The organism is Liquorilactobacillus satsumensis, from assembly GCF_964065465.1.
Lineage (GTDB): Bacteria > Bacillota > Bacilli > Lactobacillales > Lactobacillaceae > Liquorilactobacillus > Liquorilactobacillus satsumensis.
The window spans coordinates 2,337,644-2,362,221 of the sequence record NZ_OZ061606.1 but is presented as its reverse complement, the minus strand read 5'-3'; the positions used below and the strand labels follow the sequence as shown (position 1 = coordinate 2,362,221).

Below are 24,578 nucleotides of genomic sequence, written 5' to 3'. Positions count from 1 at the left end.
TACTCCTAGAGTGCAGAGTTTAAGATCTAGTTAAAAGTTTACACTTTATCGGCTTTTTTGTCATGCTATTCCCCTACTTTGACAGAATTATCGACACCAAACCACTTCTCACTGATCCTCTTTAAAGTCCCATTTTTTGAAAGCTCATATAAAGCGTGATTAATTTTACGACGCAACGTCTGATCGCCTTTTCTCATGCCCACTGCAAAGTCTTCTTTTGGAAATCCAATTGGCGTTTTTTCATAATCGGCTGCCTGAGTTTGATGCTTAATGTAATAATTTGCGTACACACTATCAATTAATAATCCTTGAATTCGGCCAGCATTCAAATCCATAAAGGCATTGTTAAATGTATCATACTGCACTGAACTACCTACATAATTTTTTAAAAGTTTGGGGCTATCGGTATATGATTGATACCCTGAAGATCCGCTCTGCAGGCCAAGGACCTTGCCTTGCATCGCGGCTGCATTTTTAATATTATTAGCTTTTTTTGTTACCAGAATTTGTTCATTTTTCAAATAAGTCTTACTAAAAGCAACGTTTTTTTCACGTGCAGGTGACTTAGTATAACCATTCCAAATCAGATCAATTGTGCCATTTCTCAGCTCGGTTTCTTTCATCGACCAATCAATCGTTTGAAAGTCAACCTTAATTCCATAGCGCTTAAAAACTGCACGTGCCAAATCGATATCATAACCTACAAGTTGTCCATTTTTTTCGCGAAACCCCATTGGAACAAAACTATCGTCTAACCCGATAATTACCTTGTCTCTTTTTTGGACTGTTTTCCACGTATCTCTGGTATTCGCGCGTTCACGTACATTCGTACAGCCAGTCAGCAAAACCGTCAACAAGAACAAACCTAATAGTGCAGACAGAGTCAATTTAATTTTAGTTTTCATCATGCCAATCCCTCTTCCGCAACTATTTCTTTAAAGCTTCGACTTTAAGAATCTTATCTGCAATCTGTTGTGCAAACTCCATATCATGTGTAACAACAATTTGTGACATTCCTTCACTCTTGAGGCCCAATAAGAGATCCTTAACAGCATCACGCAAGGCAGGATCCAGTGCAGAAGTTGGTTCATCATAACACAGAATTTTAGGCTTCATTGCTAATGCACGTGCAATTGCTAGGCGCTGTTTCTGCCCACCTGACAACTGATACGGGTATAAGTCTGCTTTATCCGCTAGTGATAACTTCTCCAACAGCACCAACGCTTGCTTTCTGGCTTCTGCCTTTGATTTTTTTAAAACTAGCTCAGGCGCTAACATAATATTTTCTAGGACCTTCAAATGAGGAAATAACTGAAACTCCTGAAAAACAACACCGATCACTGAATCTTCATTTTTTGTACTAACAGGATCAATCTGTTTGCCGTCCACCAGAATCTGTCCACTGTCTGGCTTTTCAAGCCCACTCACACAGCGTAGCAATGTAGTCTTGCCTGCACCGGATTGTCCAACAACACAGAGAATCTTACCGTCTTCAAGTGACAAATTCACATTATCTAAAATTATGCGTTTTCCAAACCGCTTTGTGATATTTTTAAGTTCTAACATTTACTTGGCCTCCTATCTCCAGTAACTGTAATGCTGCTCTAATTTACGTAAGATATATGTGCACAAGGCCGTTAATATCAGGTAAATTACTCCTACTAAGATTAGCGGAGTTAACGTAACGTCGCGACTTGTTGCAATATTGCCTGCCCGTAATAAATCACCTAGGCCAATTACATAAACCAAACTGGAGTCTTTAATTAAGTTAATGACCTCATTTCCAATTGAAGGAAGCACAATCTTAATGACCTGAGGAGTTACAACTTTGCGAATTGTTTGCCAATATGATAAGCGTAAAACCTTTGCACTTTCATATTGACCCCGGTCAATTGATTGTAAACCACCCCGGAAGATCTCTGCAAAATAGGCAGTATAATTCAAAATAAAAGCAAAAAGTGCAGCATCGTATCGCTGCAAGGTTAAAACTCCATTAGCGATCAAAGGCAAGCCATAGAAAACAAAGATCAGCTGCAATAAAAGCGGGGTTCCTCTCATCAACCAGACGTAAAAGCGTAGCACTGCACGCAGTGGCGTAAACTTAGAAGTTAATCCAAGTCCCACGAGTAGCCCCAGCGGAAGTGCACCCACTAACGTCCAAAAAAAGATTTCAAGTGTTAATTTTGCACCTTCTAGCAAAGAAGGCAAGACTTCAAAAATATAATTCATTCTTTCAACTCCCTCAATTTATTTAAAATCTAAGCGCATTGTAACGACAAAAAGCCCTCTTGGATACCTAAAAATATCCAAGAGGGCACAGGAAAAGCGCGATTCCACCTCAACTTGCTAGTTTCTCACGAAAATAGCCTCAGCGAGTTTAAAAAACTCAAATTGTTAACGGTCTTTACACCGAGCAACCCTACTAATACTTCAAGTCACTAACTTGCAGACGTGGTTCAACCATTCCTTCTCTATCTTCACAGCAACCAGATAGTCTCTGAATTCAGAAATTGCCTACTCTTCTGTTCATTGTCTTTACGAATTCTTTATAATTAATTATTTTTAAATTATCATTAATACTCTAAAAAGTCAATGTCATTTTTTGCCAAACCAGTTTTTCAAGCGGCTGAAAAAACCTTGTTTTTCGAAAGACTCAAGATTCATTAACGGAACTGTTTCGCCTTGCAATCTGCGTGCAATATTGCGATAACCTTGCGCTGCCGGATTATGTTCATCAAGAACAATTGGTTCTCCCTTGTTAGAAGTACTAATCACTTGATCATCATCAAAAACGATTCCCAGAAGTTTGATCGAAAGATGACGCGTGATTTCATCTATATCCATAGCTTGCCCATCATTCATCATATGCGTTCTAATCCTGTTGATTATCAACTGTGGTGCCTCGCTTAACGATTGCTTTTCCAACAGTCCGATTACACGATCAGCATCTCTGACTGCAGAAATTTCAGGTGTAGAAACCACGATGGCTTGATCAGCCCCTGCAACGGCATTCACAAATCCTTGTTCAATGCCTGCAGGACAGTCGAGTAGCACATAATCAAAATCTGGTTTGAGCTCCGCAACTATTTTTTGCACTTCTTCGGGTGCCAAGGCCGATTTATCAGCATTTTGAGCTGCCGGTAAGAGAAAAAGCTTATCTTCAAAACGTTTATCCTTAATCAACGCTTGGTGCAGCTTCGCACGTCCTTTGGCCACATCGACAATATCGTAAATAATACGGTTATCAAGGCCAAGAATTACATCCAAGTTGCGTAGGCCAATATCAAGGTCAAGCAAGCACACTTTTGCACCTGAAAGTGCGAGGGCCGTTCCCAAGTTTGCGGTGGTCGTAGTTTTACCTACACCACCCTTTCCAGAAGTCACAACAATTGCTTTCCCCATTTTAATATCCTCCCATACGTGCAAATAGCTTTGGTCGAATGGTCTTAACCTCTGTATGCTTAGTGTAGTCTAAAACATGCAGATCATTCACATACACCACTGTTCCTTCATCATCCGCAACTTGTTCTTGTGCAACAATTGCCACAGCATCCGCAATCCTAACCTGCTGTGCTGCGTGCACATTTCCGACAATGATTGCTTCTGCATTACTAGGATAACCAGCGTGCACGATACCTTCACAACGCCCTAGCAAAAAGACATTTCCGGTTGCCCGCAGCATGCCGCCTTGATGCAGATTCCCGATGAACAAGACATCACCTTTAACATGCTCGACCTGACCATTACGAATAGTATTGGCATTCAAGTGAATTGACTTGCTTTCGATCATCTCAAGTGCATCTTGAACACGCATCACTTCGGAAGTAATTTTATGTATCGAAAACAGCGGATAGCGACTGACGATTTCCTCAATTTTTTGCTTCTCGGTCGCATCCAGCAGACGCATCCCCGTTGTGATGTTAAAAGAAAGCGGTTCACTATCCATTTTTTTGTCCTGTTGCAGCTGTTCAAAAAGTTCGGTCAACTCACGCAAAATATCAACAAATTTTGCATCAGCTTTTAAGTTGATCACGTAGCCATCCTGATGCCCTTTTAAAACAACACTCTGCATTTTAACACTCCATTCATCTTGAAAAAGTCTCGATAAAGCGCTGCAGTGGGAAGTAACAAATCACAAAAGCAGCGAGATTGTATGCTAGCGTTGGTCCCAGTGTTGTACTGATAAAACTTGTTAATGAACTGTTAGTAAAGCCGATCATTACATTTATCCAGTAAAATAAAAGGGTCAACAGAGCAATATCTATCAAGTATATTAATAATACCACAATAAACGAAGGCTTAAAAAAGCTATACATTATTTTCGTTAAATAAACAATCAGCGGAACAATCATTACAAATGGACCAATAATTCCAGTGTAATACAGATCGAAGACAAAACCTACACAAACTGCCCAAAACATTGAGTGTTCAACCTCGCCTAAACATACACACATTACCAACCATAAAACGAAAAGACGGCTTTCAATTGAAAAATTAGTGGAAAACATCTGTTTTGAAAAAAGATTGCTGAATGTTCCATCCAAAAATAAACCGAGAAACAAACCTAGTGGGAAAAAGTAACGCATTTTTGAAATTCTCATTTTCTCACCCTCTAATCCGTACGCTTCGCAACAGTCACAACATCCAAGTTCGTTAAATCAGCCGCTGGTTTGAGCTCAACTTTTGAGGCTAATCCATAGTCATCTTTTGCAACCTTAACAACTGTACCTACTAAGATTCCTTTAGGTGAATTTCCACCCATTCCTGAAGTAATCACCTGATCACCTTTTTTAATCTTCTTTTGCGAGGTAATCTGCCCCATCAATAGTCGATTAGTGTCACTGTTGTAACCAGTTATCAAACCATTAACTACTCCTGAGTCAGTCTGAATCTGAGTTGCAAAACGGTTAGCGGAATCATTCGTAGAACTCACAAGTTCAACCTTGCTGTTGGTTTTATTAACTTCGACAACTCTCCCGACCAAGCCCTTTTCAGATAAAACAGCGGCATTTTTTGTCACACCTGCCAACGATCCTTTGCTAATAACAATCTGATTTTGCCATGAAGAAGGCGCTCTACTGATCGTATATGCAGAAATTTTCTTGAAATCTGTCAATGATTTGTTAAGCTTAAGCTGTTGTTTTAACTGGGAGTTTTCTCTACGCAGCGCTTCATCACTTGCCTTTTGGGTTGCCAGACTATCAACCTGTTGCTTGAGCTTTTGGTTTTCACTGTAAGTGTTCAAAAGATCTGAGACTGTCCCGCCAGCACCCTTAACAAATGCAACTGGATACTCAACTACCCGGTCCACAATTCCCACAGCATCATTTCCAATTTGCTGGACAAGTGGTGGTGTCGCCTTATTATTTCGGACAGTGATCGACAATGCTATTAGTAAAAAACCGATAATCAGTGACACCAATATAATGATGAGTCTTTTATTGAAAAAAAATCTTTGCATAGTTCCCTCCACTAAAGTTAAAATTGTATCAAAAATTAAGAGGTTGGATAACTAATCCCCAACCTCCTACACGATACTTTTTAAGCGCCACTATTATTTTTTCTTCATAACATCGATACTCTTCAAAGATTCACCAGTACCAATTGCAACACAGTCGAGTGGCTCAGAAGCAATAAAGACAGGAACTTTGGTTGCATCGGAAATTACTTCAGGTAAGTGCCGCAATTGAGCACCACCACCAGTCAATACGATTCCATGGTCAATTACATCGGCTGCAATTTCTGGAGAGGTCTCTTCTAAGGTCTCCTTGATCGCCGAAATAATCTCTTGAATGACTTCTTGAATAGCCTTTGCGACATCAACTGCCTCAATTTCAATTGTCTTAGGTAATCCACTAACCAAATCACGTCCACGGATAGTTTGATTATCCAACTCCTTGGCAGCTTCAACTGAAGCAGATGCAACGTCCATCTTAAGTTGTTCGGCAGTTCTTTCCCCAATCAACAGATTATTGTGCTGTCTGACATAATAAACAATGGCATCATCAATCTTGTCGCCTGCCATTCTGATTGAACGACTTGAAACAATCCCCCCAAGAGAAATTGTTGCAACATCTGTCGTCCCACCACCGATATCAACAACCATACTTCCCGTTGGGTCCATCACGGGGAGCCCGGCACCGATTGCAGCAGCAAATGGCTCTTCAATTACATAAGCATCACGCGCACCTGCAACTCGGGTAGCATCAATGACCGCTCGTTTTTCAACTTCAGTCACTCCGCTTGGTACACAGACCATAACATAAGGCTTGCCAGTTTTATGACCTAAAGCCTTATCAATATAATACTTCATCATTGCTACCGTGGTATCATAATCAGCAATTACTCCGTCCTTCATTGGGCGAATCGCAACGATGCTGGCAGGTGTCCTTCCGATCATATCACGTGCCTCAGAACCTACTGAGACAATTTCTCCGGTTTTAGTATTTTTAGCTACGACTGATGGTTCGCGCAACACAATGCCTTTGCCCTCAGCATAGACAATCGTATTGGCAGTTCCCAAGTCGATTCCAATATTCTTAGTTCCGATTCCGAACACTATTTTTCATCCCTTCACATTGGCCATCTTTAAAACTGATGACTCTTTCGCAATACACGTATTATATCATACTTGCATGCTCTCGTTTAGTCCAAATTAGCTACTATTCAAGCATACTTAAATCGTTCCTGAAAGTCCTAATTCAGCTACATTCTTAACCAATTATTTACAATGTTTCAATCAAGTAAAACAATCTTTAGTGCCTGTGGGCCCTTTTTACCGACTGCCACGATAAATCCCACTCTTTGTCCTTCTTCCAAGCTAATGACTTTTTGCTGTTTTAATTCCACTATTGTGAATAAAAAAATTCTCTGTCCTCATCTTTGCAGTGATAAAACCACAGCCAATATCCTTAGTAAAAGACCGGACTTTCTCTGTTAGCATCTTCACACATCCTTATTTCCAACTATCAGAATTTTAGCATATCCCTACACCTTGAACAAGAAATAGCAGAATAACTAATTTATAATTTTCTCCTCACGCATGCTGAGATAGTGAACCGACCCCACAATTAAATGGTCTAAGAGATTGATCCCCATAATTTCACCGCATTTGCGTAATCTGTTCGTTAACTTAAGATCATTTTGCGAGGGCGTAGGATCTCCGCTAGGATGATTATGCACGACCATGATATGCGCTGCATGGTAACGCAACGCTAAGCTGAAGATTTCGCGCGGATGTACCGTTGCCGCATCGAGCGTCCCTTTGAAAACCGAACGACTTTCTAAAATCTGATTTTTAATATCCAACAAAATCACTTGCAGAGTTTCTTGCTGCAGCATTCCAAGTTCAGCCACCATTCGTTTGCCAATCTCCTGACTGGTATAAATGCGCCCCAAGGTTAGTTTAGGACAGCGTCTAAGTCGAATGGCAAGCTCGCACAAAATTTTTGTCACCATGATCAGTTGTGGATTCCCCCAGAGAACAGCCAGCTCCGTCTCAGTTAAATAGCGCAATTGTCTAAGATCGGAATACTGTTTAAAAAAAAGTTCAACCTTTTTGGCAGCCATTTCTTTTTTTAAGAAAAAATTCAAACACAAAAACAAAAGTTCATGATCGCTTAGACTGCCTGCGGTATAGTTTTCAATCTGCTTAAGTAAGCTACTAGGTTCAATTCTATTGGTCAACAAACTAAAACCTCCCTTTACACTAAAATACGTGTTTCGGGGAAGCTCTGCTTACTTTTGGATGAAGGTTTTAACTTCAGCCAAGTTTGGCAGAACTGCCAATGTTTGTGCACTAACCTCAGCTGTGGCCGGCATCAAGTCTGGAACCATAATTGAAGGAATTCGGGCATTAAAAGCAGCCTTGATCCCATTAAAAGAATCCTCAAGCACAAGTGCTTTTTGTTTTGCAGGAGTTCCCGCTAACGTCCATGCCCGTTCAAAAATATCAGGATCTGGCTTGGAATGCTGCACATCATCGGCTGAGACAATATATTCAAATTGATTGTCAATTTTGGCTGCTTGCAGGAAAAAATCAATTGCAGTGCGATCATTACTAGAAGCTAGTGCTTTTCTTACACCATGATGGGCAAGAAATGTGCTAAGCTCCAAGAAACCCTTTTTGAGGGGTAAGCCATTTTCTTTGATGACATCGAACACAAATTCATGACTCAAATCAATAAACTGCTCAACCAAACTGCGACTGCCATAATCTCGAGTCATGGCATTAATCATTTTTTGCGTACCAGTGCCAATGTATTGTCGATAATATGCAAGTGAATAATTCATTTTTAACTCATCCGCTGCGCGCTGATTAGCAGCATAATAGATTTTTTCAGAATCCACGACGAGTCCATCCATATCAAAAATAACCAGATCTAAGTTCATTGCAATTCTCCTTCATTTTTAGTATTTTTTACTTAAAAAATTGACGGACCTCTGAAATAAAATAAAGCGATCCTGTTACTAATAACACATCATCAGTTGACATTTGCTGCACAGTCTTCACAAGTGCTGGCTGCCATTGCTTTTCATATTGAATCAGCTGATTGTTTGCTGCCATTGCTTGCACATCTGCGACTTTGCGGGGTCCGTTAAAAGTTGTAGCAATCACCGTCGTATTAGCGAGCTGTGCCAGTTCAGCCAGCATTTCACGCGGTTGTTTATCTGCCAGTATCGCAATCAAAATATAGACATGTCGTCCTCGAAAGTCCTGTTTGAGTGATAAAACTAATTCATCGATTGCAGCTTGATTGTGAGCACCATCAAGAATTATCAATGGTTCCTGATTAACAGGTTCAAACCGACCTGGCCAGCATGTTTTCCCCAGCGCTGCTTGCACTTCACGGCGCTTAATTACGCTATGATTTTGGTGTGCCCAGACCAGATAGCTTGTCACAGCAACCGCAGCATTTTCGACTTGAAAATGTCCAGCTAAATCTGTGTGCAACTTTCCAAAGCGTTCTCCAAGACCGGCATAAGAGAAGTCTTCTCCCCAACTGCTTTTCACCAATCTTTGGACGTGATAGTCTTCATTAAAAATATACAGCGGAGCATTCAAAGTGGCTGCCCTTTGACGAATCACTTTTAAAGCTGGTGCTGGCACATTTCCTACCACAACTGGACAGCCTTCTTTGATGATTCCTGCTTTGTGCTGTGCAATTGAAGCAATCGTTGGCCCCAATAATTCTGTATGATCATAGGCAACAGTCGTAATCACAGAAAGAAGTGGAGTTACTACATTTGTTGAATCAAAGGTCCCTCCAATTCCAACCTCAATCAATGCGAGATCAAGCTGGGCTTTTGCAAAGTAAACGAACATCATTGCAGTCAAAATTTCGAACTCAGTTGGACCGCCCTCGGCAGCGGCCAACTGCTGATCCAATTGCAGCGCAACGGGGCCGACCTGATTCACTAGAGACACAATTTCTTCATCAGAGATCATTTTCCCATCAATCTCAATTCTTTCATTGAATTTTACAATAAAAGGAGACGTATATGTTCCAACTCTTAATCCCTGCTGCTGTAGGAGTTCACGCAAAAAAGCAACGGTCGAACCTTTACCATTTGTACCAGTAATATGAATTATAGGAAACTGCTTTTCTGGGTGTCCTAGCGCCTTAACAAAGCGCTGCATTCTTTGCAATGTCGGGCTTTTCTTAAACTTTGTTCTGCCATGAATAAATGAAAGTGCCTCTGCATAGTTCTTTACCAACATCTAGCTGTCCAACCTTTCTCTCACACCTGTTATTTTACCCTAAAAACGCTTTAATAACAAAAAACTCATTTATTGTTGCCGGTGAATATGACCTCCCTAGAAAATTAGAGATGCTCAATTGCACCGCAAAAAGTGAGCGCAAACTCTGAAACATTAAGTTCCAACTGCAAAATTTAAGGAAGGGGCTGTGACAAAAATTAAATTTTGTCACAGCCCCTCTTTTATTCCGGATAAACGTGTTCCATAAGCCAAAATTCTCCGTCTAACTTCGAATTAGCACTCAAATTTTCCCGACTTATGTCACACACTCTCTCTTATGACAGGCTTTTGCAGACGCCTGCTATTTCATTGTTAATCCCTTTATCCTAGTACTATTAATTATTTTTTAACTGTTTAATCCGTTCATTAGTAGAAAGCAGTTTAGCTTTGTAATCTGTCAGTTTTTGGCGTTCCTTTTCAACTACTGCATCAGGAGCATTTGCAACAAAGCGTTCATTCGCAAGTTTCTTTTCTGCACGTGCCACTTCGCCAGCAAGCTTCTCAGCTTCTTTTTGCAGCCGTGCACACTCTTCATCAAGGTTAACCAGATCAGCCAATGGCAAGTAAACTTCGGCACCTGTAATGACTGCAGTAATTGCTAATTTTGGTGCAACTAACTGAGCTCCGATTTCAAGCTTCTTTGGATGACAAAAACGTTCAATATATTCAGTATTGGTCTCAAAAATCTGCTTGGTCTCATCGCTTTTGGTTTTAATAAAAATATCAATTGCACTTGACATTGGTGCATTAGCTTCAGCTCTGCTGTTACGAACAGCTTTGATCAATTCAATTAAATTCTCCATTTGTGTCTGTGCAACCGGATTGTCATATTCAGGATGTACAATTGGATAAGCTGCCGTTACCAACGAAGCCCCCTCATGTGGCATCTCTAACCAAATCTTTTCAGTTACAAATGGCATAATTGGATGCAGTAAACGTAAGGTCTGATCCAATACATAGCACAAAATATCTTGTGTATTCTTCTTTAAGCGCTCATCTTGACCATTAAGGTCTTCTTTTGCCATTTCGATATACCAATCGCAAAAATCATTCCAGATAAAATTGTACAAGGCCCGCCCTGCTTCTCCAAATTCGAAGCTTTCAAATAAACGTGTCACATCAGCTACAGTTTGATTAAGTCTGCTGATAATCCATTTGTCCGATAATTGCCACTGTTCTTTTGCGGGCAACTGTGCCTTAGTATTTTCTGCGAGATTCATGATCACAAAGCGACTTGCATTCCAAATCTTGTTGATAAAATTCCAAGCTGCATCCATCTTGGTATAACTAAAGCGAACATCTTGACCAGGCGCAGAACCATTTGATAAGAACCAGCGCAATGCATCTGCACCATATTTATCAATGACATCCATTGGGTCAATTCCATTTCCAAGCGACTTACTCATTTTACGTCCCTGTTCATCACGAATTAAACCATGGATTAAAACATGCTTGAATGGGCGTTTTTGCGTAAATTCAAGGCTTTGGAAAATCATGCGTGAGACCCAGAAGAAGATAATATCATACCCTGTGACCAGCGTATTAGTTGGGAAATAGCGCTTGAAATCAGGTGCATCTTCATTAGGCCACCCCATTGTAGAAAATGGCCAGAGCGCACTTGAAAACCAGGTATCCAACACATCTGGATCTTGCTTCCAATTTTCAAGATCTGCAGGAGCTTCTTCACCAACATAGACTTCCCCAGTCTTTTTATGATACCAAGCTGGAATCTGATGCCCCCACCACAACTGACGTGAAATTACCCAATCATGAATGTTATCCATCCACTGCGTAAAAGTATGTTCAAACCGCTCAGGCACAAAATCAACCCGTGCAGCTGTCTTTTGATTCTTGAGGGCTGCCTCAGCTAAAGGTTTCATTTTCACAAACCACTGTGTTGAAAGCCGTGCTTCAACCTGTACCCCAGTTCTTTCTGAGTGCCCAACACTATGCACGATTGGTTCAATTTTTAACATATAATCACCATCTTCAAGATCCTTGACAATGGCCTTACGTGCCTCAAAACGATCCATTCCTTCGTACTTGCCTGCATTTTCATTCATTGTTGCGTCTTCATTCATGGTGTTAATACGCTCAAGGTCGTGGCGATTTCCGACTCCAAAATCGTTAGGATCGTGGGCTGGAGTAATTTTAACCATCCCAGTTCCAAATTCAGGATCAACATATTCATCAGCAATAATTGGAATATGACGTCCTTGCAAAGGCAAGACCAACATTTTGCCTACAAGCTCCTGATAACGCTTATCACTCGGGTGAACCGCAACCGCAACATCTCCCATCATTGTTTCCGGACGAGTAGTGGCGATTTCAATGTAATTTTTGCCGTTAAAAGTTGTGCCATCCGCAAAGGGATACTTAACATGGTAAAAAGCACCTTTAACATCCTTGTGAATAACTTCAATATCGGACAAAGCAGTCCGCGCTTTCGGGTCCCAATTGATAATATAGTTTCCCCGATAAATTAAGCCTTTCTGATAAAGATTTACAAAAACCTTCCGCACAGCCTTAGAAAGCCCCTCATCCAGCGTGAAACGTTCACGGCTATAATCAAGTGATAAGCCAAGTTTCTTCCACTGTTGATGGATAATATCAGCATATTCACCCTTCCAATCCCAGACAGTTTGAATGAACTTCTCTCGCCCGAGGTCATAACGTGTAATCCCTTTTTCTGCTAAGCGGGCTTCAACCTTCGCCTGTGTAGCAATTCCAGCATGATCCATTCCTGGCAGCCATAAAGTATCAAAACCCTGCATTCTTTTTTGTCGAATCAACATATCCTGTAATGTTGTATCCCAAGCATGCCCTAAATGTAGTTTTCCAGTTACATTTGGTGGTGGAATAACAATTGAATATGGTTTTGCCGTCTGATCAGCACTTGGTTTGAAAACATCTTGATCAAGCCACTCTTGGTAGCGTCCCGGTTCAACCTGTTGCGGATCATATTTAGTTGACATCGAAATCTCTTTTGTCATTTTTTTCACCCTTTCTCAACTCTGCTAAAAACAAAAAAGCCGCCCTAAAAATAGGACGACTGTGCCGTGGTACCACCTAAGTTGGGTTTTTACCCCACTCTTTCCTCGTTAACGAACAGGTTTCGGTCACACTTACTAATTTCAGTGCAACAGCTCACAAGCTACTCATCTTGCTAAAAGTTATGAGATATCCCAGCAAAAAAATTATCTCTTCTCTGGTAACTTCAGTACAAGATCTTCTTGTTCAAAGCTTATGAAGATATCATAACTTTCATTGTAAGCATCGTCAAGGAGTATTAGAGCAATTCTGCAAAAGTATCACTATTTTCAGTTAAAAACTTCTCGCCACTTCTAATTTCTGTGACCTTGACTCCAGCTAAGGCCCGCTTTATCAAAGCGTCAACCGCTAGCCTTGATTCATAAAGACGAGCACGTTCTAACCGGGGTTTTGTTTTGGGAGCCGGTGGAGCAAAGATTGTACAGCAGTCCTCAAAGGGCATGACCGACAATTCAAAAGTGCCAATTTTTTGAGCAATCTCGATAATTTCATTCTTATCTAACGAAACGACTGGTCTTAAAACTGGAAGAGTTGTCACATCGTTAATTGCTACCATACTTTCCAATGTCTGCGAAGCAACTTGTCCCAAAGACTCTCCATTAAAGATTGCAAGATCATCCCGCTTGTCAGCTAACAAAGCTGCAATCCGCAACATAAAGCGGCGCTGAACCGTCATTAAATAACCTGCCGGAACATCATGCTTGACAGTTTCTTGAATTTCAGTAAATGGAACCTCAATAAATTTAATTCTTCCAGCAAAGGGTGCTAGTTTAGCTGTGAGTTCCTTTGCCTTATTTAAAGCCTGCTCGCTAGTATAAGGGGGACTAAAGAAATGAACCATTTCTAGTTCAACCCCTCTTTTAAGTGCTAAATAGCCCGCAACGGGTGAATCGATTCCTCCCGAAATCATCAACATCCCTTTTCCAGCTGTTCCAACTGGCAACCCACCCGCACCATCAATGGTCTGACTGGACAAGAAGATCCCGTTTTGCCGAATTTCTACACGCAAAATCAGATCAGGTTGCTTCATTTTAACCTTGATGCCCGGGATTGTACGCAAAATGTGACCACCTAAAAGGTCGTTCATTTCATTAGTGTCGAGCTTAAAATCATGATCAGAACGACGTGTGTTGATCTTGAACGTCATTCCCGCTTGATAATGCTCTTTGATCATTGCCACAGCAGTTTGCTTAACCGCCTCAACGTCACGCTCAACTTTAATTGAAGGTGAAAAATTCTGAATTCCAAAAACCTGCTGCAATCTTGCCATAACTGCGCTGCTGTCTTCACCATGTAACTGGATATGCATCCGATCACGATTGGCCTTCACCACCAGATCAGGAAAGTCATGCAGTGTTTCACGGACATTGAATCCAAGACGATCAATGAACGCACGCCGATTCTTTCCTTTGGTTGATAACTCGCCATAGCGAACCATTATTTCTGTATACTGCACGTTGGTATTTCCTTTCTTTTATAAAAAACTAATTAATTTTTGCAAACCGTTGATACAGCTGCTCAAATACTCGCACAAATTCTTGTGCTTCTTCCAGTGTATTATGCTCATCGAGACTTACACGCACCGCCGAAGTAGCAATTTTTTCTGGAACCTTCATTGCATTCAATGTCCCAGAAATCACATGCTTTTTCGAAGAACAAGCGCTTGTAGTAGACAAATAAATCTGGTGTTCCTCAAAAGCATGTACAATCGTTTCCCCACGCACACCATCAATTGTGAAACACAAAATATGCGGTGCAAAGGTCTGATCGAGCTGCGAAAACATGGTTACTTTGGGATACTTAATTACATTTTCATAAATAAACTGCTTGATCTTAGCTTGGCGTGCAACTTTTTCCTGTTCGTCTGTCAATAATAAACGCAAGGCCTTTGCCATTGCCGCAATTGCGGGCAAATTTTCGGTGCCGCTGCGCAAATTCTTTTCTTGACCACCACCACTCATTAATGGTGCAAGCTTACGTCCACGTCTCTTGTACATGAACCCAATGCCTCGCGGAGCATGGAATTTGTGACCTGAAAAAGTTACGAAATCGACCCGCTCGTTCATGATCAACTTTTGAATCCCTTTGCCAATCCCCTGAACAGCATCAATGTGAAAATGAATTTTCGGATAATTTTGCAAAACTGCTGCAATCTGCTCAAGCGGTTGAATTGCTCCAATTTCATTATTAACCGCCATGATTGAGACAAGGATAGTATCAGGGCGCAATGCCTGTTCCAAGTCAGTAAGCGAAACATGCCCATGCTGATCAACCGGCAGATAAGTCACTTCAAAACCAAGTTTCTCAAGTTGAGCCATTGAATTCAAAACTGCTGGATGTTCAATACTTGAGGTAATTAGATGTTTTCCGTAGATCTGTTTTTCAATTGCCGTCCCTTTAATTACCCAGTTGTCGCCTTCTGTCCCACCACTCGTGAAATAAATTTCATCCTGTGCAACACCTAACAACTTCGCAATTTGTAACCGCGACTGTTCCAACAAGCCAAAAGCTTGTTCACCTAATGCATGCAGGGAAGAAGGATTTCCCCAAATACTGCTGCTAACCTTCGAGTACGTCTCCAAAACTGCTGGTGCAACTTTTGTTGTTGCGCTATTATCAAAATAAATCATTGCTACCCTTCCTAATGGCTACCTTATTATTAACTAAAAATACCTGTTTAATCAAAAACCTACTAGTCATTTTCCTATAATATAAGCTTCTAAAAACAAAGTCAAATTCTGATGAAAACAAAAGTTCATTGACCAGCAACTGTTCCCCATTGCAGCAATACATCTCAAACGCATTGCAACTAGTTGCTCAATTAATGGCCATTACTCGTACAAAAAGACAAAACTAAAGGACTCAGCCAAAGTATCTTGACCCAGTCCCATTCCTTAATTCTACTTCAAAACATTTACAAGACTGCAGACTCGCAGTTGACATTAAGCTCTACCTTTAGAGCGCATTTTAATGCTACTCTTGTTCCTTACCATTTTGGGTGTGGTAATAACCATCTTCAATTTTTTTATACGCTCCTGGTTCAACTTTATCAACTGCAGTTGCAATTTTTTCAAGGCTGGCAGCATAATCAAATTTTTGATTAAATAGTGCGTAAGCCTCATTAGCTGCCTGTGCAACTTCAGGATAACGCACACGATACCGGTTAGCGTACTGTAACACGCGTTCCGTCAATGCTGAACTATCAACAATATCATTTGTCTTTTCGCTAAGTGCATCTAAATCAGCTTGAACATCTAGCAACGCTTTAGTAATTTCTTCCATATTAATTTTTGTTTTTTCAAGGCTGACACTAAGTGCTTCGATTTCATCACTCACAGTATAGAAATAGTCGAGATATTCCTTAGACAAACCTGGAAGATGTAATTTTTCAAGGTCACGTTTTAGCCGATGGATCTCAAGATCAAACTCTTTAACAGCATTTCTGGCCGCTTGTTCTTCTTGCCATAAATCTTGAACACTATTTCCAATCTGCGTCTGTTTTTTCTCAATTTGTCGGAGCTGTTCGGTCTGTTTGTTCCGTTTTGCAAGCACCTCGGAATAAACAACTGCTTCTTTTGTGACATCTTTTTTGAAAGTAGCCAAGTCTTCTTCAATCGTCTTAAGTTGCTGCTCCAACTCCTGCGCCTCGGCAAGCTCATTATGATTAAATGTATAATTTTGATTCAGGCGGTCAAGTTCTAACAATAATTCATGCTGATTACTGCGCGCATGTTTAACAAATTGCGAAAAAGTTTGTTGCCCCTTTTCAACGTGTGCACGCGCCTTGAGCTCAGCTTCCAGTTCATCATAGAGTTGATTAATCCCCTGATCAATCTTCTGATCATAATTAGCAGCTTCTACTGTCTCAAGCTTAGTCAACCCAATAATACTTTCAGCTACTAAATTCTTTAATTCAGTAATCTTTTTAGCTGGATCATCTTTGAATCGATATCCTTGGCCTTGCATTTGCTGGCTGCCCGCAGTGATTTCTTTTAATTGCACCGGAAAAACATTTTTCAAGTTTCTATAAATAGGTGGAATCGCCTTGAGCATTTTCTCAAGCTGTACCGTTTCTTTGGTCAGTTCATTTAAGATCTTTGAAGACTTGATGTAGTCCCCACCAAGAGCAGTCTTTGTATATGTATCAAAAGTTTTCTCAATACTTGCAAGTCTGTCTTCAAGTTGATCAATACTTGGCCCGTAAGAAAAATTCTTTGCGAGGAGTGTTTTACGCAAATTCTGATACTTTTTTTCCAATTCTTTGATTTTCTTTTGATGTTCAGAATTGCTCCGTTTAAGTGCTGTTAATTCTTTTTTCGTTTGCAGCTCAAGTTTTTGAGCAGCTATAATTTTCGCCTCAATCAGCTTTAGTTCACGTCCCACCTCGAAAAAACGGTAACGCTCATTGCTGACACTCAATTCATCCAAGCGCTCTAAGATTTCCGGCATGTCATGATTAACCATGTATCGATAATCTTGCTTGGTTTCTTCAAAGTGAGACAATGTTTCACCTGCTAATTTGCTTTTTTCAGCATCTTGCAGTTGCTCTTGTACAGTTGAACCTGTAAACTTATTGATTTCTTCTTTCTGCAACGCGATTTCATGTGCATATCTACGTTGAAAGTAGAAAAATGAAAAATAGACCACCACCGCAATTATTACAATTGCACTCAAAACTAGCATCATCCAGTCCACACTCCTAAATATTCACCAGAAGTTCCCCACTTTCCCGAGACTTTCCTTCTTAGTGAAAACACTTAATTCTTTTTAACTTGCTTTAATCTTCCCTTAAGTCTAAAATCTATTTAATTATAGCATAGTATCACCTACACATACACTAGATAACCATTATTAAAGGAGTTTTAAAATGACAAACCACTTGCTGCTTGAGCAACTTGATGCCCTAATTGCAGAAGAAACTAATCCGATTGCTAACATGGCAAATACTGCCGCGTTGCTCTATCACTCTCTTCCAGCGCTTAATTGGGCTGGCTTCTATCTTTACGTTGAAAATACAGATGAGCTTGTCCTGGGGCCCTTCCAAGGAAATGTTGCATGTGTCCGCATTAAAGCTGGTCAAGGAGTATGTGGTAGCGCCCTCGCTGCCGCTAAAACAATTCGGGTTGCTGACGTAACGGCTTTCCCCGGACACATCGCATGCGATGCAGCCAGCCGGGCGGAAATTGTTATTCCGTTGAAGAAGGGAACTCGTATTATAGGTGTGCTTGACATTGACTCCCCCCAAAAGGAACGTTTTAGTCAAGCAGACACCGTTTTGCTAGAAAAAATAGCGCGACTACTGACACGTCGTTCCAACTGGTCTGAAGGTCTGTACATCAGTGCTTGACTTCAAAAAAAAGTTTGGTTATACTTGAGGTTGTGTAAAATAATGCAGCAGTCTGCGGTAAGCTCGTCAACAGTTTATTGCCCCAATCTTGGGTTCAATCAGTACCTCTTCGGCTGCAAGAGTGAACATTGTAAAATAAACTGCACGAATACTAAGCGGACATTAGCTTATTTTACTCCAAAAAAATAATTGGAGGAACTCAATTTATGTCTCGTTATACAGGTCCAAGTTGGAAAGTTTCCCGCCGTTTAGGAATTTCTTTGAGCGGTACAGGAAAAGAATTAGCACGTCGCCCTTACGCACCCGGTGATCATGGTCAAAACAACCGGCGCAAATTATCAGAATATGGTTTGCAGTTACGTGAAAAACAAAAGTTAAGAATGACATACGGCTTGTCTGAACGTCAATTCTCTAACCTCTTTGTCCGCGCAGGTAAAATTCGTGAAGGCCGTCATGGTGACAACTTTATGATCCTGCTTGAACGTCGTCTGGACAACGTTGTTTATCGCTTAGGGTTAGCAACTACTCGTCGTCAGGCCCGTCAGTTGGTAAACCACGGTCATATTACTGTTAATGGTAAACGTGTCGATATTCCTTCATATGAAGTAAAAATCGGCGAAGTTATTTCATTGCGTGAAAAATCAAAGAATTTGCAAATTGTTAAGGCTGCCCTCGAATCAATCGTTGGTCGTCCTCAATTTGTAACTTTCGATGACAACAAGCTTGAAGGCTCATTAGTTCGTTTACCAGAACGTGATGAACTTGAAGGTGAAGTTGACGAAGCGCTTATTGTTGAATACTATAACAAACTTTAATAATTAGCTTAAGCGTTTTGAAAAAGCTGCACAAGGTTGGATTTTTCCAACTTTATGCAGTTTTTTTGTACTTGATTTTATTGGTGATAGCTTAGGCCCTAAAATTGATTTACGCTTTATCCAGACAGAAAAAGAGCGACCATTTCCATCATGAAATAAAGTCGCTTTTTATTACTGATATTAAACTAACACTAAATGCTTTTTATTTAACATTCCAAAAGTAGCTGCAACATCTTTTCAGCAACCGGTGCATCTTGTTGCATCAAAGTATGTTCATGCAGCGTCAAAGACGGTTCCGCATGTGCATTTAGAAAAATAAACTGTTCGCGCGCATCCTTTTCTCTGAGCGGTTGGTAAAGGTTAGGCAGGATGATATCGATTGCTCCGTTTTGCAGGTGCAGAATCTGCGCAAGTTCACGTATTTTCTGTAAATATGATTTGTCCATCTCAGACAAACATTCCAGATACTCTTCCCCAGTTCCAGTTGTTGCATCATAGCGCAAAAAAAGTTGCTCACCGCGTGCCAAAATGCTGGTCTCTTTTCTTCCCTGAAGAATGAGATTGCTTTGCTGTAAGTTATCAAATGGAAAATCCCGCTCTATCTGAGCATAGCGCTTCTGTTTGCGTGTGATTAATTCACTGACTGGACTATGTCCATCGCCCACAATATTTTGTGGAATTCGTTCTAACATGCTGATTGCCTGTCCTTTAACAAGGAGCACTCTGTAAGCAGCACCTCCCTGATATTGCTCAATCACACATTTTTGCTTCTTTTTTAAGAATCCATGCACTGTTTGTCGGAAAACTTTTCGCGCAGGTACATTTCTAAAAGTCAGCGCACCTGTAGTAAAACTTCCTTTGACTACAATCGCACTTTCTTTAATGAGTTCATAAATTTCATCAATTTCTGCTGGATTAGTGATCGTCCAAGTATTTGGAACACCAATTCCGCGACTTTGTACAAGTTGTTGGCAAAGCAAGCGAGCATGCCAGATTTTTGCATACAAAGCACTCGTTTGTGCATCCGTTATTCCATTTAACACCAATTTATTTTCAATCCGCAAAAGTTGCTCTTCTTGTGAGATGATTTCAAAGTCTTTTCCTTCTTTAAGTGCAGCTTTAAGCAAAAATTGCATATTTGCGGTGACTTTTGTTTTCCCAGCCGTTGATTGCCCACCTTTCAAAAAGAAAGCATCAATTTCACGTCCGCTACGCAAAAGTTTAGCAGCTGGCGTCTGCATTGAATCGGTCACTAAATTTTGGAGTTTTTCTAACCCTCCCTGATATATTTGTAACTGAGTCTGCGCAACAAAATGTAATAAACTTGCGATAAATTGTTGTGCTTTTTTATAACAAGCGCTTTGAGCAAATGGATTCTCACGCGCAACTACTTGCTCAAATTTGCAAGCTGCCTGTATTTTTGGTGTGAGTTCCTGTTCTGCAATTCCAGTTGTACACATAAAATAAGCTGTCATTACACTCAACAGGTCCAGCAATTCGGCTTTGAACCCCGTCTTTTCGAATGGGTTCAACTCAATCCCCGTAAGCTTAAAACTACGGACACTTTCCATTTGCACCCCTTTGCTTTCAAGTTGTGTTGTTGTTAAACCAAAGCCTGTCGCAAAAGCAGGTCTAGTTTTTATGTAGGCAGACAGTGTACGATAATCGACTGGTTTTTCTGGTACACCTGCACCTGCTCGAACAGCACTTCTTTGCGGGGTTGCGGTCTGATTCTTCATAGTTAAAAAGGGCGTACATCCCGTCAAATATGTTAATAACCAGTGGTGTGCTACTAATTGCTGTAAAACCTTAAGCGCTAATTGGTTGCGAAAAACTAGGTAATCTATCTTTAGGTGCTGATACTGATTATCATATAAGGTTTTAAAAAGTTGTTCTGGAATGTTCCAATAAAAAGTAGTTGTATTTTGACTAGAATTGGACTCGGAAAAAGCTTGTATTCTTTTCTCAGGTTCAAGTGCAGACTGCACCAACCTTAAAAGCAGCTCAAATTCAGAAAAAACTTTTCCTTTACTCATCCCTGCATGAGTACTTAACTCAAGCAGGGCATCTTTTGCAAAAAACGTACACCGTTCGCTTTGTTTCAATGGGATCTTTGAAGCTTCACTTGATTTGCCGGCAACAATTTCAGCGACTTTTCTGCTTTGTTTAAGCTGCCAGCGGAGTGCCTTAAAAGCACCCATTAATTTTGCGGAATCGATCTGTTTGCCGATTTCATCATATTCCATTTCCGTAACTCACCTTTTCATTTTTCTCTTATTGTACTATTATAACAAAACATGCATCAGATTGCGGTCACTAGTTCAATTCTATGTGAATCTCCCCCATAATGCTATAATTGAAGCAGAAAAGGAGCGAAACTATGAAACAACCACTAGCTTATCGGATGCGTCCTCAGAAAATAGAAGAGATTGTCGGGCAACAGCATCTGGTTGGCCCCGGAAAAATCATTCGCCGTATGGTGGACGCAAAACTGCTGTCCTCTATGATTCTTTATGGACCACCTGGCACAGGGAAAACCAGCATTGCAAGCGCAATCGCTGGTTCTACTAAATATGCTTTTAGAATGCTAAATGCTGCGACTGACTCTAAAAAGGAGCTTGAAATTGTTGTCGCAGAAGCCAAAATGAGTGGTACGGTGATTTTGTTGTTGGATGAAATTCATCGTCTAACTAAACCGAAGCAAGATTTTCTGCTACCACATCTCGAAAATGGCAGAATAATTTTAATTGGCGCCACTACTGAAAATCCTTATATTGCAATCAATCCCGCTATCCGTAGTCGGACACAAATTTTCGAGGTCAAACCTCTTTCAGAAAAAGAAATCGCAAGTGCTTTAAAAAGAGCGCTGGCAGATAAAGAACGCGGTCTTGGAAAACTAAAGCTTAAGCTAGCAGCCGCTGCCCAATTACACCTTTGTCGTGCAACCAATGGTGATCTGCGCAGTGCCTTAAATGCCCTCGAACTCGCCGCTGAGTCAACCAAGCCTGCTGCCGACGGGACTATCACTATCACCTTAAAGATTATTGAAGAATGCTTGCAGCATAAGGCGCTCGTTCAAGATAAAAATGGGGACGCCCACTATGATGTTGTGTCGGCTTTTCAAAAGTCGATTCGCGGTTCAGATGCTGATGCCGCACTTCATTACCTTGCACGCCTCCTGGCTGCTGGTGATTTGATTAGTGCTAACCGTCGCCTTTTGACAATTGCTTATGAAGATATTGGATTAGCTAATCCGCAAGCGGCAGCACGAACAGTTGCTGCCGTGACTGCTGCTGAAAAAATTGGTTTACCGGAAGCCCGAATTCCTTTAGCAAACGCAGTCATTGATCTCTGTTTAGCGCCTAAATCAAATTCAGCCATCATGGCCATCGATGCCGCACTTTCGGATATTGATAAAGGTGGCTACGGGGATGTCCCTGCACATTTAAAGGATGCTCACTATCGTGGAGCCGCAAAATTAGGTCGCGGCATCGACTATCATTACCCGCATGAGTATCCGCATGATTGGATTGCACAGCAGTATCTCCCGGACCCTCTTAAAAGAAAACATTACTATCAGCCCAAAAATAATGGCCGTTATGAAGAAGCATTAAAAGCTCAATATGAACGCTTAAAAACGGCTCAAGCTAAGGGTTTGCATCTATAGCTAGCATGACTCAAATTGTCAACACATTCCTAATATGCTAGAATATAGATAGATCTGGAATGTACGCGTTATCTCATAAATGTAAGGTTGACCGAACACCTATATATTAGGTTTCTGGAATAGTTGGACGATGACATGCCCCAGCGGGGAAGTTTGAATTCAGCCTAACGGAAACCACCTGCTAGACAGCGGGTTCAACTACAGAGATGATTAACGGCATTAGACGGATTTGCAGGGTTTTCCTTGCTGGGGACTGTGACAAAAGTTAAATTTTGGCACAGTCCCTCTTTATTCCGGATAAACGTGTTCCATAAGTCAAAATTCTCCGTCTAACTTCGAATTACTCATAGCAAATTACTCGCTATGTTCGTAATTTCGAGTTAGCACTCAAATTTTCCCGACTTATGTCACACTCTCTTTAATTTTATGTGTAGTATATGAATTAAGGCATTCAAATAATCATTTTTTCATAGCACTCCTCTCTCTTTCATAAAATGGATTAATCTTACTCTTGAAGAAGTTTGCTCCAGCTAAACTACATGTTGTTGAGACTTGAGTTGCTAATTATGCAAAAGTTTGAACAGCATCCTTACCTTGAATTTTTTAAAATAAATTAGTTTAATACCACTAAGGTTTTTACTTTGTTTTTTACGCAACATAACGTACAATAGAGTTGATAAGATGGAGGGGTGATTCGTATGCTACAACAATATAAAAACGTTTTGGTTCCAGTTGATGGATCAAAAGAAGCAGAGCTGGCTTTCAAAAAGGCGGTTGCTGTTGCCCAAAGAAACGGTGCAGCAACAAAGGTCCATTTGCTTCATGTTGTTGACACTCGCGCTTTTCAAAATGTTTCAAGTTTCGATACGACTATGGTTGAACAAGTTGCAGATACCGCAAAAGAAACGATGGAAAAGTACATCAAACAGGCTAAGGAAGCTGGAATAACTAATATTGACTATGCAATTGAGTATGGTGCACCCAAGCCTGTGATTGCAAAAGATATTCCACAAGAACAAAAGACTGATTTGATTGTGATTGGAGCAACCGGTCTCAATGCTGTTGAACGTCTCTTGATTGGTTCTGTAACCGAATATGTTACTAGAACTGCAACTTGTGATGTTCTGGTAGTCAGAACCGACACAGAAAACAAACCTGTCAAAGCCGAAAAGAAATAATCGCTTCAATGAACATGATACAATTTAATAATAACAAGGCTGGCTATTAGGGATATTTGATAGCCGGCTTTTTATTTGGGGACAGCCCTTCTCAATCTTCCTGCGCTCTACCTTCACTGCTTACATTTATAACTTTGTGATACTTATAAAAACAACTTTCAAGATGATCATTCACTATCCCAAGCGATTGCATTAATGCGTAAACAAGTGTTGGTCCAACAAAATTGAAACCCATTTTTTTAAGTTCAAATGCTATTTTCGTTGACAAAATTGTCTTTTCAGGTAGCTGATTTCCAAACTGCCAATGATTAATGATTGGCCGCCCCTCCGTAAAATGCCATAGATATTGTGAAAGCCTAAATGTGCGTCTGTGTAATTCAGACAGAAGCTGGGCGTTTTTAAGTACTGCATCAATCTTTCTTCGATTTCTAATAATGTTTGGATTTAATAACAAACTGCTGATTTCAGCCTCTGTCAACTGCGTCAACAGCTCAATATCAAAATTTTTAAAAGCTTTTTTCAACGCAATCCGCTTTTTTAAAACTACTTCCCACCTCAAACCAGCCTGCATGATTCCAAGACTAAGCAGTTCAAAGCTTTCTCTTTCAGCGACATGTATCTTCCCCCACTCTTCATCATGATACTGTAATAGCAAGTCATCGCTAACTGCCCAAGAACACCGATGCACCATTTTGTTCTCGCCTCCTTAATTGTTCCTGTTATAAAATACGCAATAGTATAAAAAAGGGCTGTGACAAAA

Annotated in this window: 21 protein-coding genes, 1 other RNA gene and 2 other annotated features; of the genes, 5 read left to right on the top strand and 17 right to left on the bottom strand. The window is 40.6% G+C overall.

Going from position 1 to position 24,578, the window contains the following annotated elements:
• Nucleotides 1–65: 65 nt before the first annotated feature.
• The 15 genes from AB3Y88_RS11055 to ezrA all read right to left on the bottom strand — a co-directional run bounded on the left by AB3Y88_RS11055 (nucleotide 66) and on the right by ezrA (nucleotide 17,497).
• Entirely contained in the window at nucleotides 66–905 is an 840-nt protein-coding gene (locus tag AB3Y88_RS11055; RefSeq protein WP_228889700.1) for an amino acid ABC transporter substrate-binding protein, read from the bottom strand.
• 22 nt (nucleotides 906–927) lie between these two features.
• Nucleotides 928–1,566, bottom strand: a complete 639-nt coding sequence (locus AB3Y88_RS11050; protein WP_054757373.1) for an amino acid ABC transporter ATP-binding protein — start codon at nucleotides 1,564–1,566, stop codon at nucleotides 928–930.
• 12 nt (nucleotides 1,567–1,578) lie between these two features.
• A complete protein-coding gene (locus tag AB3Y88_RS11045) occupies nucleotides 1,579–2,229 on the bottom strand; it encodes an amino acid ABC transporter permease (RefSeq protein ID WP_056960941.1) in 651 nt (216 codons plus the stop codon).
• A gap of 78 nt (nucleotides 2,230–2,307) precedes the next feature.
• Nucleotides 2,308–2,539: a binding site (T-box leader), on the bottom strand.
• 56 nt (nucleotides 2,540–2,595) lie between these two features.
• Nucleotides 2,596–3,402 (bottom strand): septum site-determining protein MinD, encoded by an 807-nt coding sequence (gene minD, locus AB3Y88_RS11040; protein ID WP_056960940.1) that lies wholly within the window; start codon nucleotides 3,400–3,402, stop codon nucleotides 2,596–2,598.
• 1 nt (nucleotide 3,403) lies between these two features.
• Complete coding sequence (locus AB3Y88_RS11035; protein ID WP_056960939.1) at nucleotides 3,404–4,072, bottom strand: septum site-determining protein MinC; 669 nt, start codon at nucleotides 4,070–4,072, stop codon at nucleotides 3,404–3,406.
• 13 nt (nucleotides 4,073–4,085) lie between these two features.
• A complete protein-coding gene (mreD, locus tag AB3Y88_RS11030; protein ID WP_054757370.1) occupies nucleotides 4,086–4,601 on the bottom strand; it encodes a rod shape-determining protein MreD in 516 nt (171 codons plus the stop codon).
• Nucleotides 4,602–4,612: 11 nt separating this feature from the next.
• Nucleotides 4,613–5,461 (bottom strand): rod shape-determining protein MreC, encoded by an 849-nt coding sequence (mreC, locus tag AB3Y88_RS11025; protein WP_056960938.1) that lies wholly within the window; start codon nucleotides 5,459–5,461, stop codon nucleotides 4,613–4,615.
• Nucleotides 5,462–5,554: 93 nt separating this feature from the next.
• Complete coding sequence (locus AB3Y88_RS11020) at nucleotides 5,555–6,559, bottom strand: rod shape-determining protein (protein WP_056960937.1); 1,005 nt, start codon at nucleotides 6,557–6,559, stop codon at nucleotides 5,555–5,557.
• Nucleotides 6,560–7,017: 458 nt separating this feature from the next.
• Nucleotides 7,018–7,686, bottom strand: coding sequence for a RadC family protein (locus tag AB3Y88_RS11015; protein WP_228889674.1), 669 nt, complete (start codon nucleotides 7,684–7,686; stop codon nucleotides 7,018–7,020).
• Between the two features lie 51 nt (nucleotides 7,687–7,737).
• Nucleotides 7,738–8,391 carry an HAD family phosphatase gene (locus AB3Y88_RS11010; protein ID WP_054757368.1) on the bottom strand — a complete coding sequence of 218 codons (654 nt, stop codon included), beginning with the start codon at nucleotides 8,389–8,391 and terminating at the stop codon, nucleotides 7,738–7,740.
• A 28-nt stretch (nucleotides 8,392–8,419) separates the two neighbouring features.
• Complete coding sequence (locus AB3Y88_RS11005) at nucleotides 8,420–9,721, bottom strand: folylpolyglutamate synthase/dihydrofolate synthase family protein (protein WP_056960935.1); 1,302 nt, start codon at nucleotides 9,719–9,721, stop codon at nucleotides 8,420–8,422.
• A gap of 374 nt (nucleotides 9,722–10,095) precedes the next feature.
• Nucleotides 10,096–12,753: a valine--tRNA ligase gene (locus AB3Y88_RS11000; protein ID WP_228889677.1), complete on the bottom strand. Its 2,658-nt coding sequence runs from the start codon at nucleotides 12,751–12,753 to the stop codon at nucleotides 10,096–10,098.
• Nucleotides 12,754–12,801: 48 nt separating this feature from the next.
• Nucleotides 12,802–13,010: a binding site (T-box leader), on the bottom strand.
• Nucleotides 13,011–13,049: 39 nt separating this feature from the next.
• Nucleotides 13,050–14,267 (bottom strand): tRNA uracil 4-sulfurtransferase ThiI, encoded by a 1,218-nt coding sequence (gene thiI, locus AB3Y88_RS10995; RefSeq protein WP_056960933.1) that lies wholly within the window; start codon nucleotides 14,265–14,267, stop codon nucleotides 13,050–13,052.
• A 28-nt stretch (nucleotides 14,268–14,295) separates the two neighbouring features.
• Nucleotides 14,296–15,441 carry a cysteine desulfurase family protein gene (locus AB3Y88_RS10990; RefSeq protein WP_056960932.1) on the bottom strand — a complete coding sequence of 382 codons (1,146 nt, stop codon included), beginning with the start codon at nucleotides 15,439–15,441 and terminating at the stop codon, nucleotides 14,296–14,298.
• A gap of 343 nt (nucleotides 15,442–15,784) precedes the next feature.
• Entirely contained in the window at nucleotides 15,785–17,497 is a 1,713-nt protein-coding gene (ezrA, locus tag AB3Y88_RS10985; RefSeq protein WP_056960931.1) for a septation ring formation regulator EzrA, read from the bottom strand.
• A 181-nt stretch (nucleotides 17,498–17,678) separates the two neighbouring features.
• Between ezrA and AB3Y88_RS10980 the strand changes: the two genes are divergently transcribed.
• The gene (locus AB3Y88_RS10980) at nucleotides 17,679–18,158 is read left to right on the top strand and encodes a GAF domain-containing protein (protein WP_228889680.1); all 480 of its coding nucleotides are present in this window, start codon (nucleotides 17,679–17,681) and stop codon (nucleotides 18,156–18,158) included.
• A gap of 206 nt (nucleotides 18,159–18,364) precedes the next feature.
• Nucleotides 18,365–18,973 (top strand): 30S ribosomal protein S4, encoded by a 609-nt coding sequence (rpsD, locus tag AB3Y88_RS10975; protein WP_054757363.1) that lies wholly within the window; start codon nucleotides 18,365–18,367, stop codon nucleotides 18,971–18,973.
• A 206-nt stretch (nucleotides 18,974–19,179) separates the two neighbouring features.
• Here the strand turns inward: rpsD and AB3Y88_RS10970 are convergent, their stop codons facing one another.
• Complete coding sequence (locus tag AB3Y88_RS10970) at nucleotides 19,180–21,219, bottom strand: hypothetical protein (protein WP_228889683.1); 2,040 nt, start codon at nucleotides 21,217–21,219, stop codon at nucleotides 19,180–19,182.
• A gap of 134 nt (nucleotides 21,220–21,353) precedes the next feature.
• Here AB3Y88_RS10970 and AB3Y88_RS10965 point away from each other — a divergent pair, with 134 nt between their 5' ends.
• From AB3Y88_RS10965 to AB3Y88_RS10955, 3 genes are all read left to right on the top strand, one after another.
• Nucleotides 21,354–22,640 (top strand): replication-associated recombination protein A, encoded by a 1,287-nt coding sequence (locus AB3Y88_RS10965; RefSeq protein ID WP_228889684.1) that lies wholly within the window; start codon nucleotides 21,354–21,356, stop codon nucleotides 22,638–22,640.
• A gap of 48 nt (nucleotides 22,641–22,688) precedes the next feature.
• Nucleotides 22,689–22,874, top strand: a non-coding RNA gene (ssrS, locus tag AB3Y88_RS10960) — 6S RNA.
• Nucleotides 22,875–23,338: 464 nt separating this feature from the next.
• Nucleotides 23,339–23,818, top strand: coding sequence for a universal stress protein (locus AB3Y88_RS10955; RefSeq protein ID WP_054757358.1), 480 nt, complete (start codon nucleotides 23,339–23,341; stop codon nucleotides 23,816–23,818).
• A gap of 91 nt (nucleotides 23,819–23,909) precedes the next feature.
• Here AB3Y88_RS10955 and AB3Y88_RS10950 read toward each other — a convergent pair whose 3' ends face one another.
• Nucleotides 23,910–24,509 (bottom strand): DNA-3-methyladenine glycosylase I, encoded by a 600-nt coding sequence (locus tag AB3Y88_RS10950; RefSeq protein WP_228889688.1) that lies wholly within the window; start codon nucleotides 24,507–24,509, stop codon nucleotides 23,910–23,912.
• Between the last annotated feature and the right edge of the window lie 69 nt (nucleotides 24,510–24,578).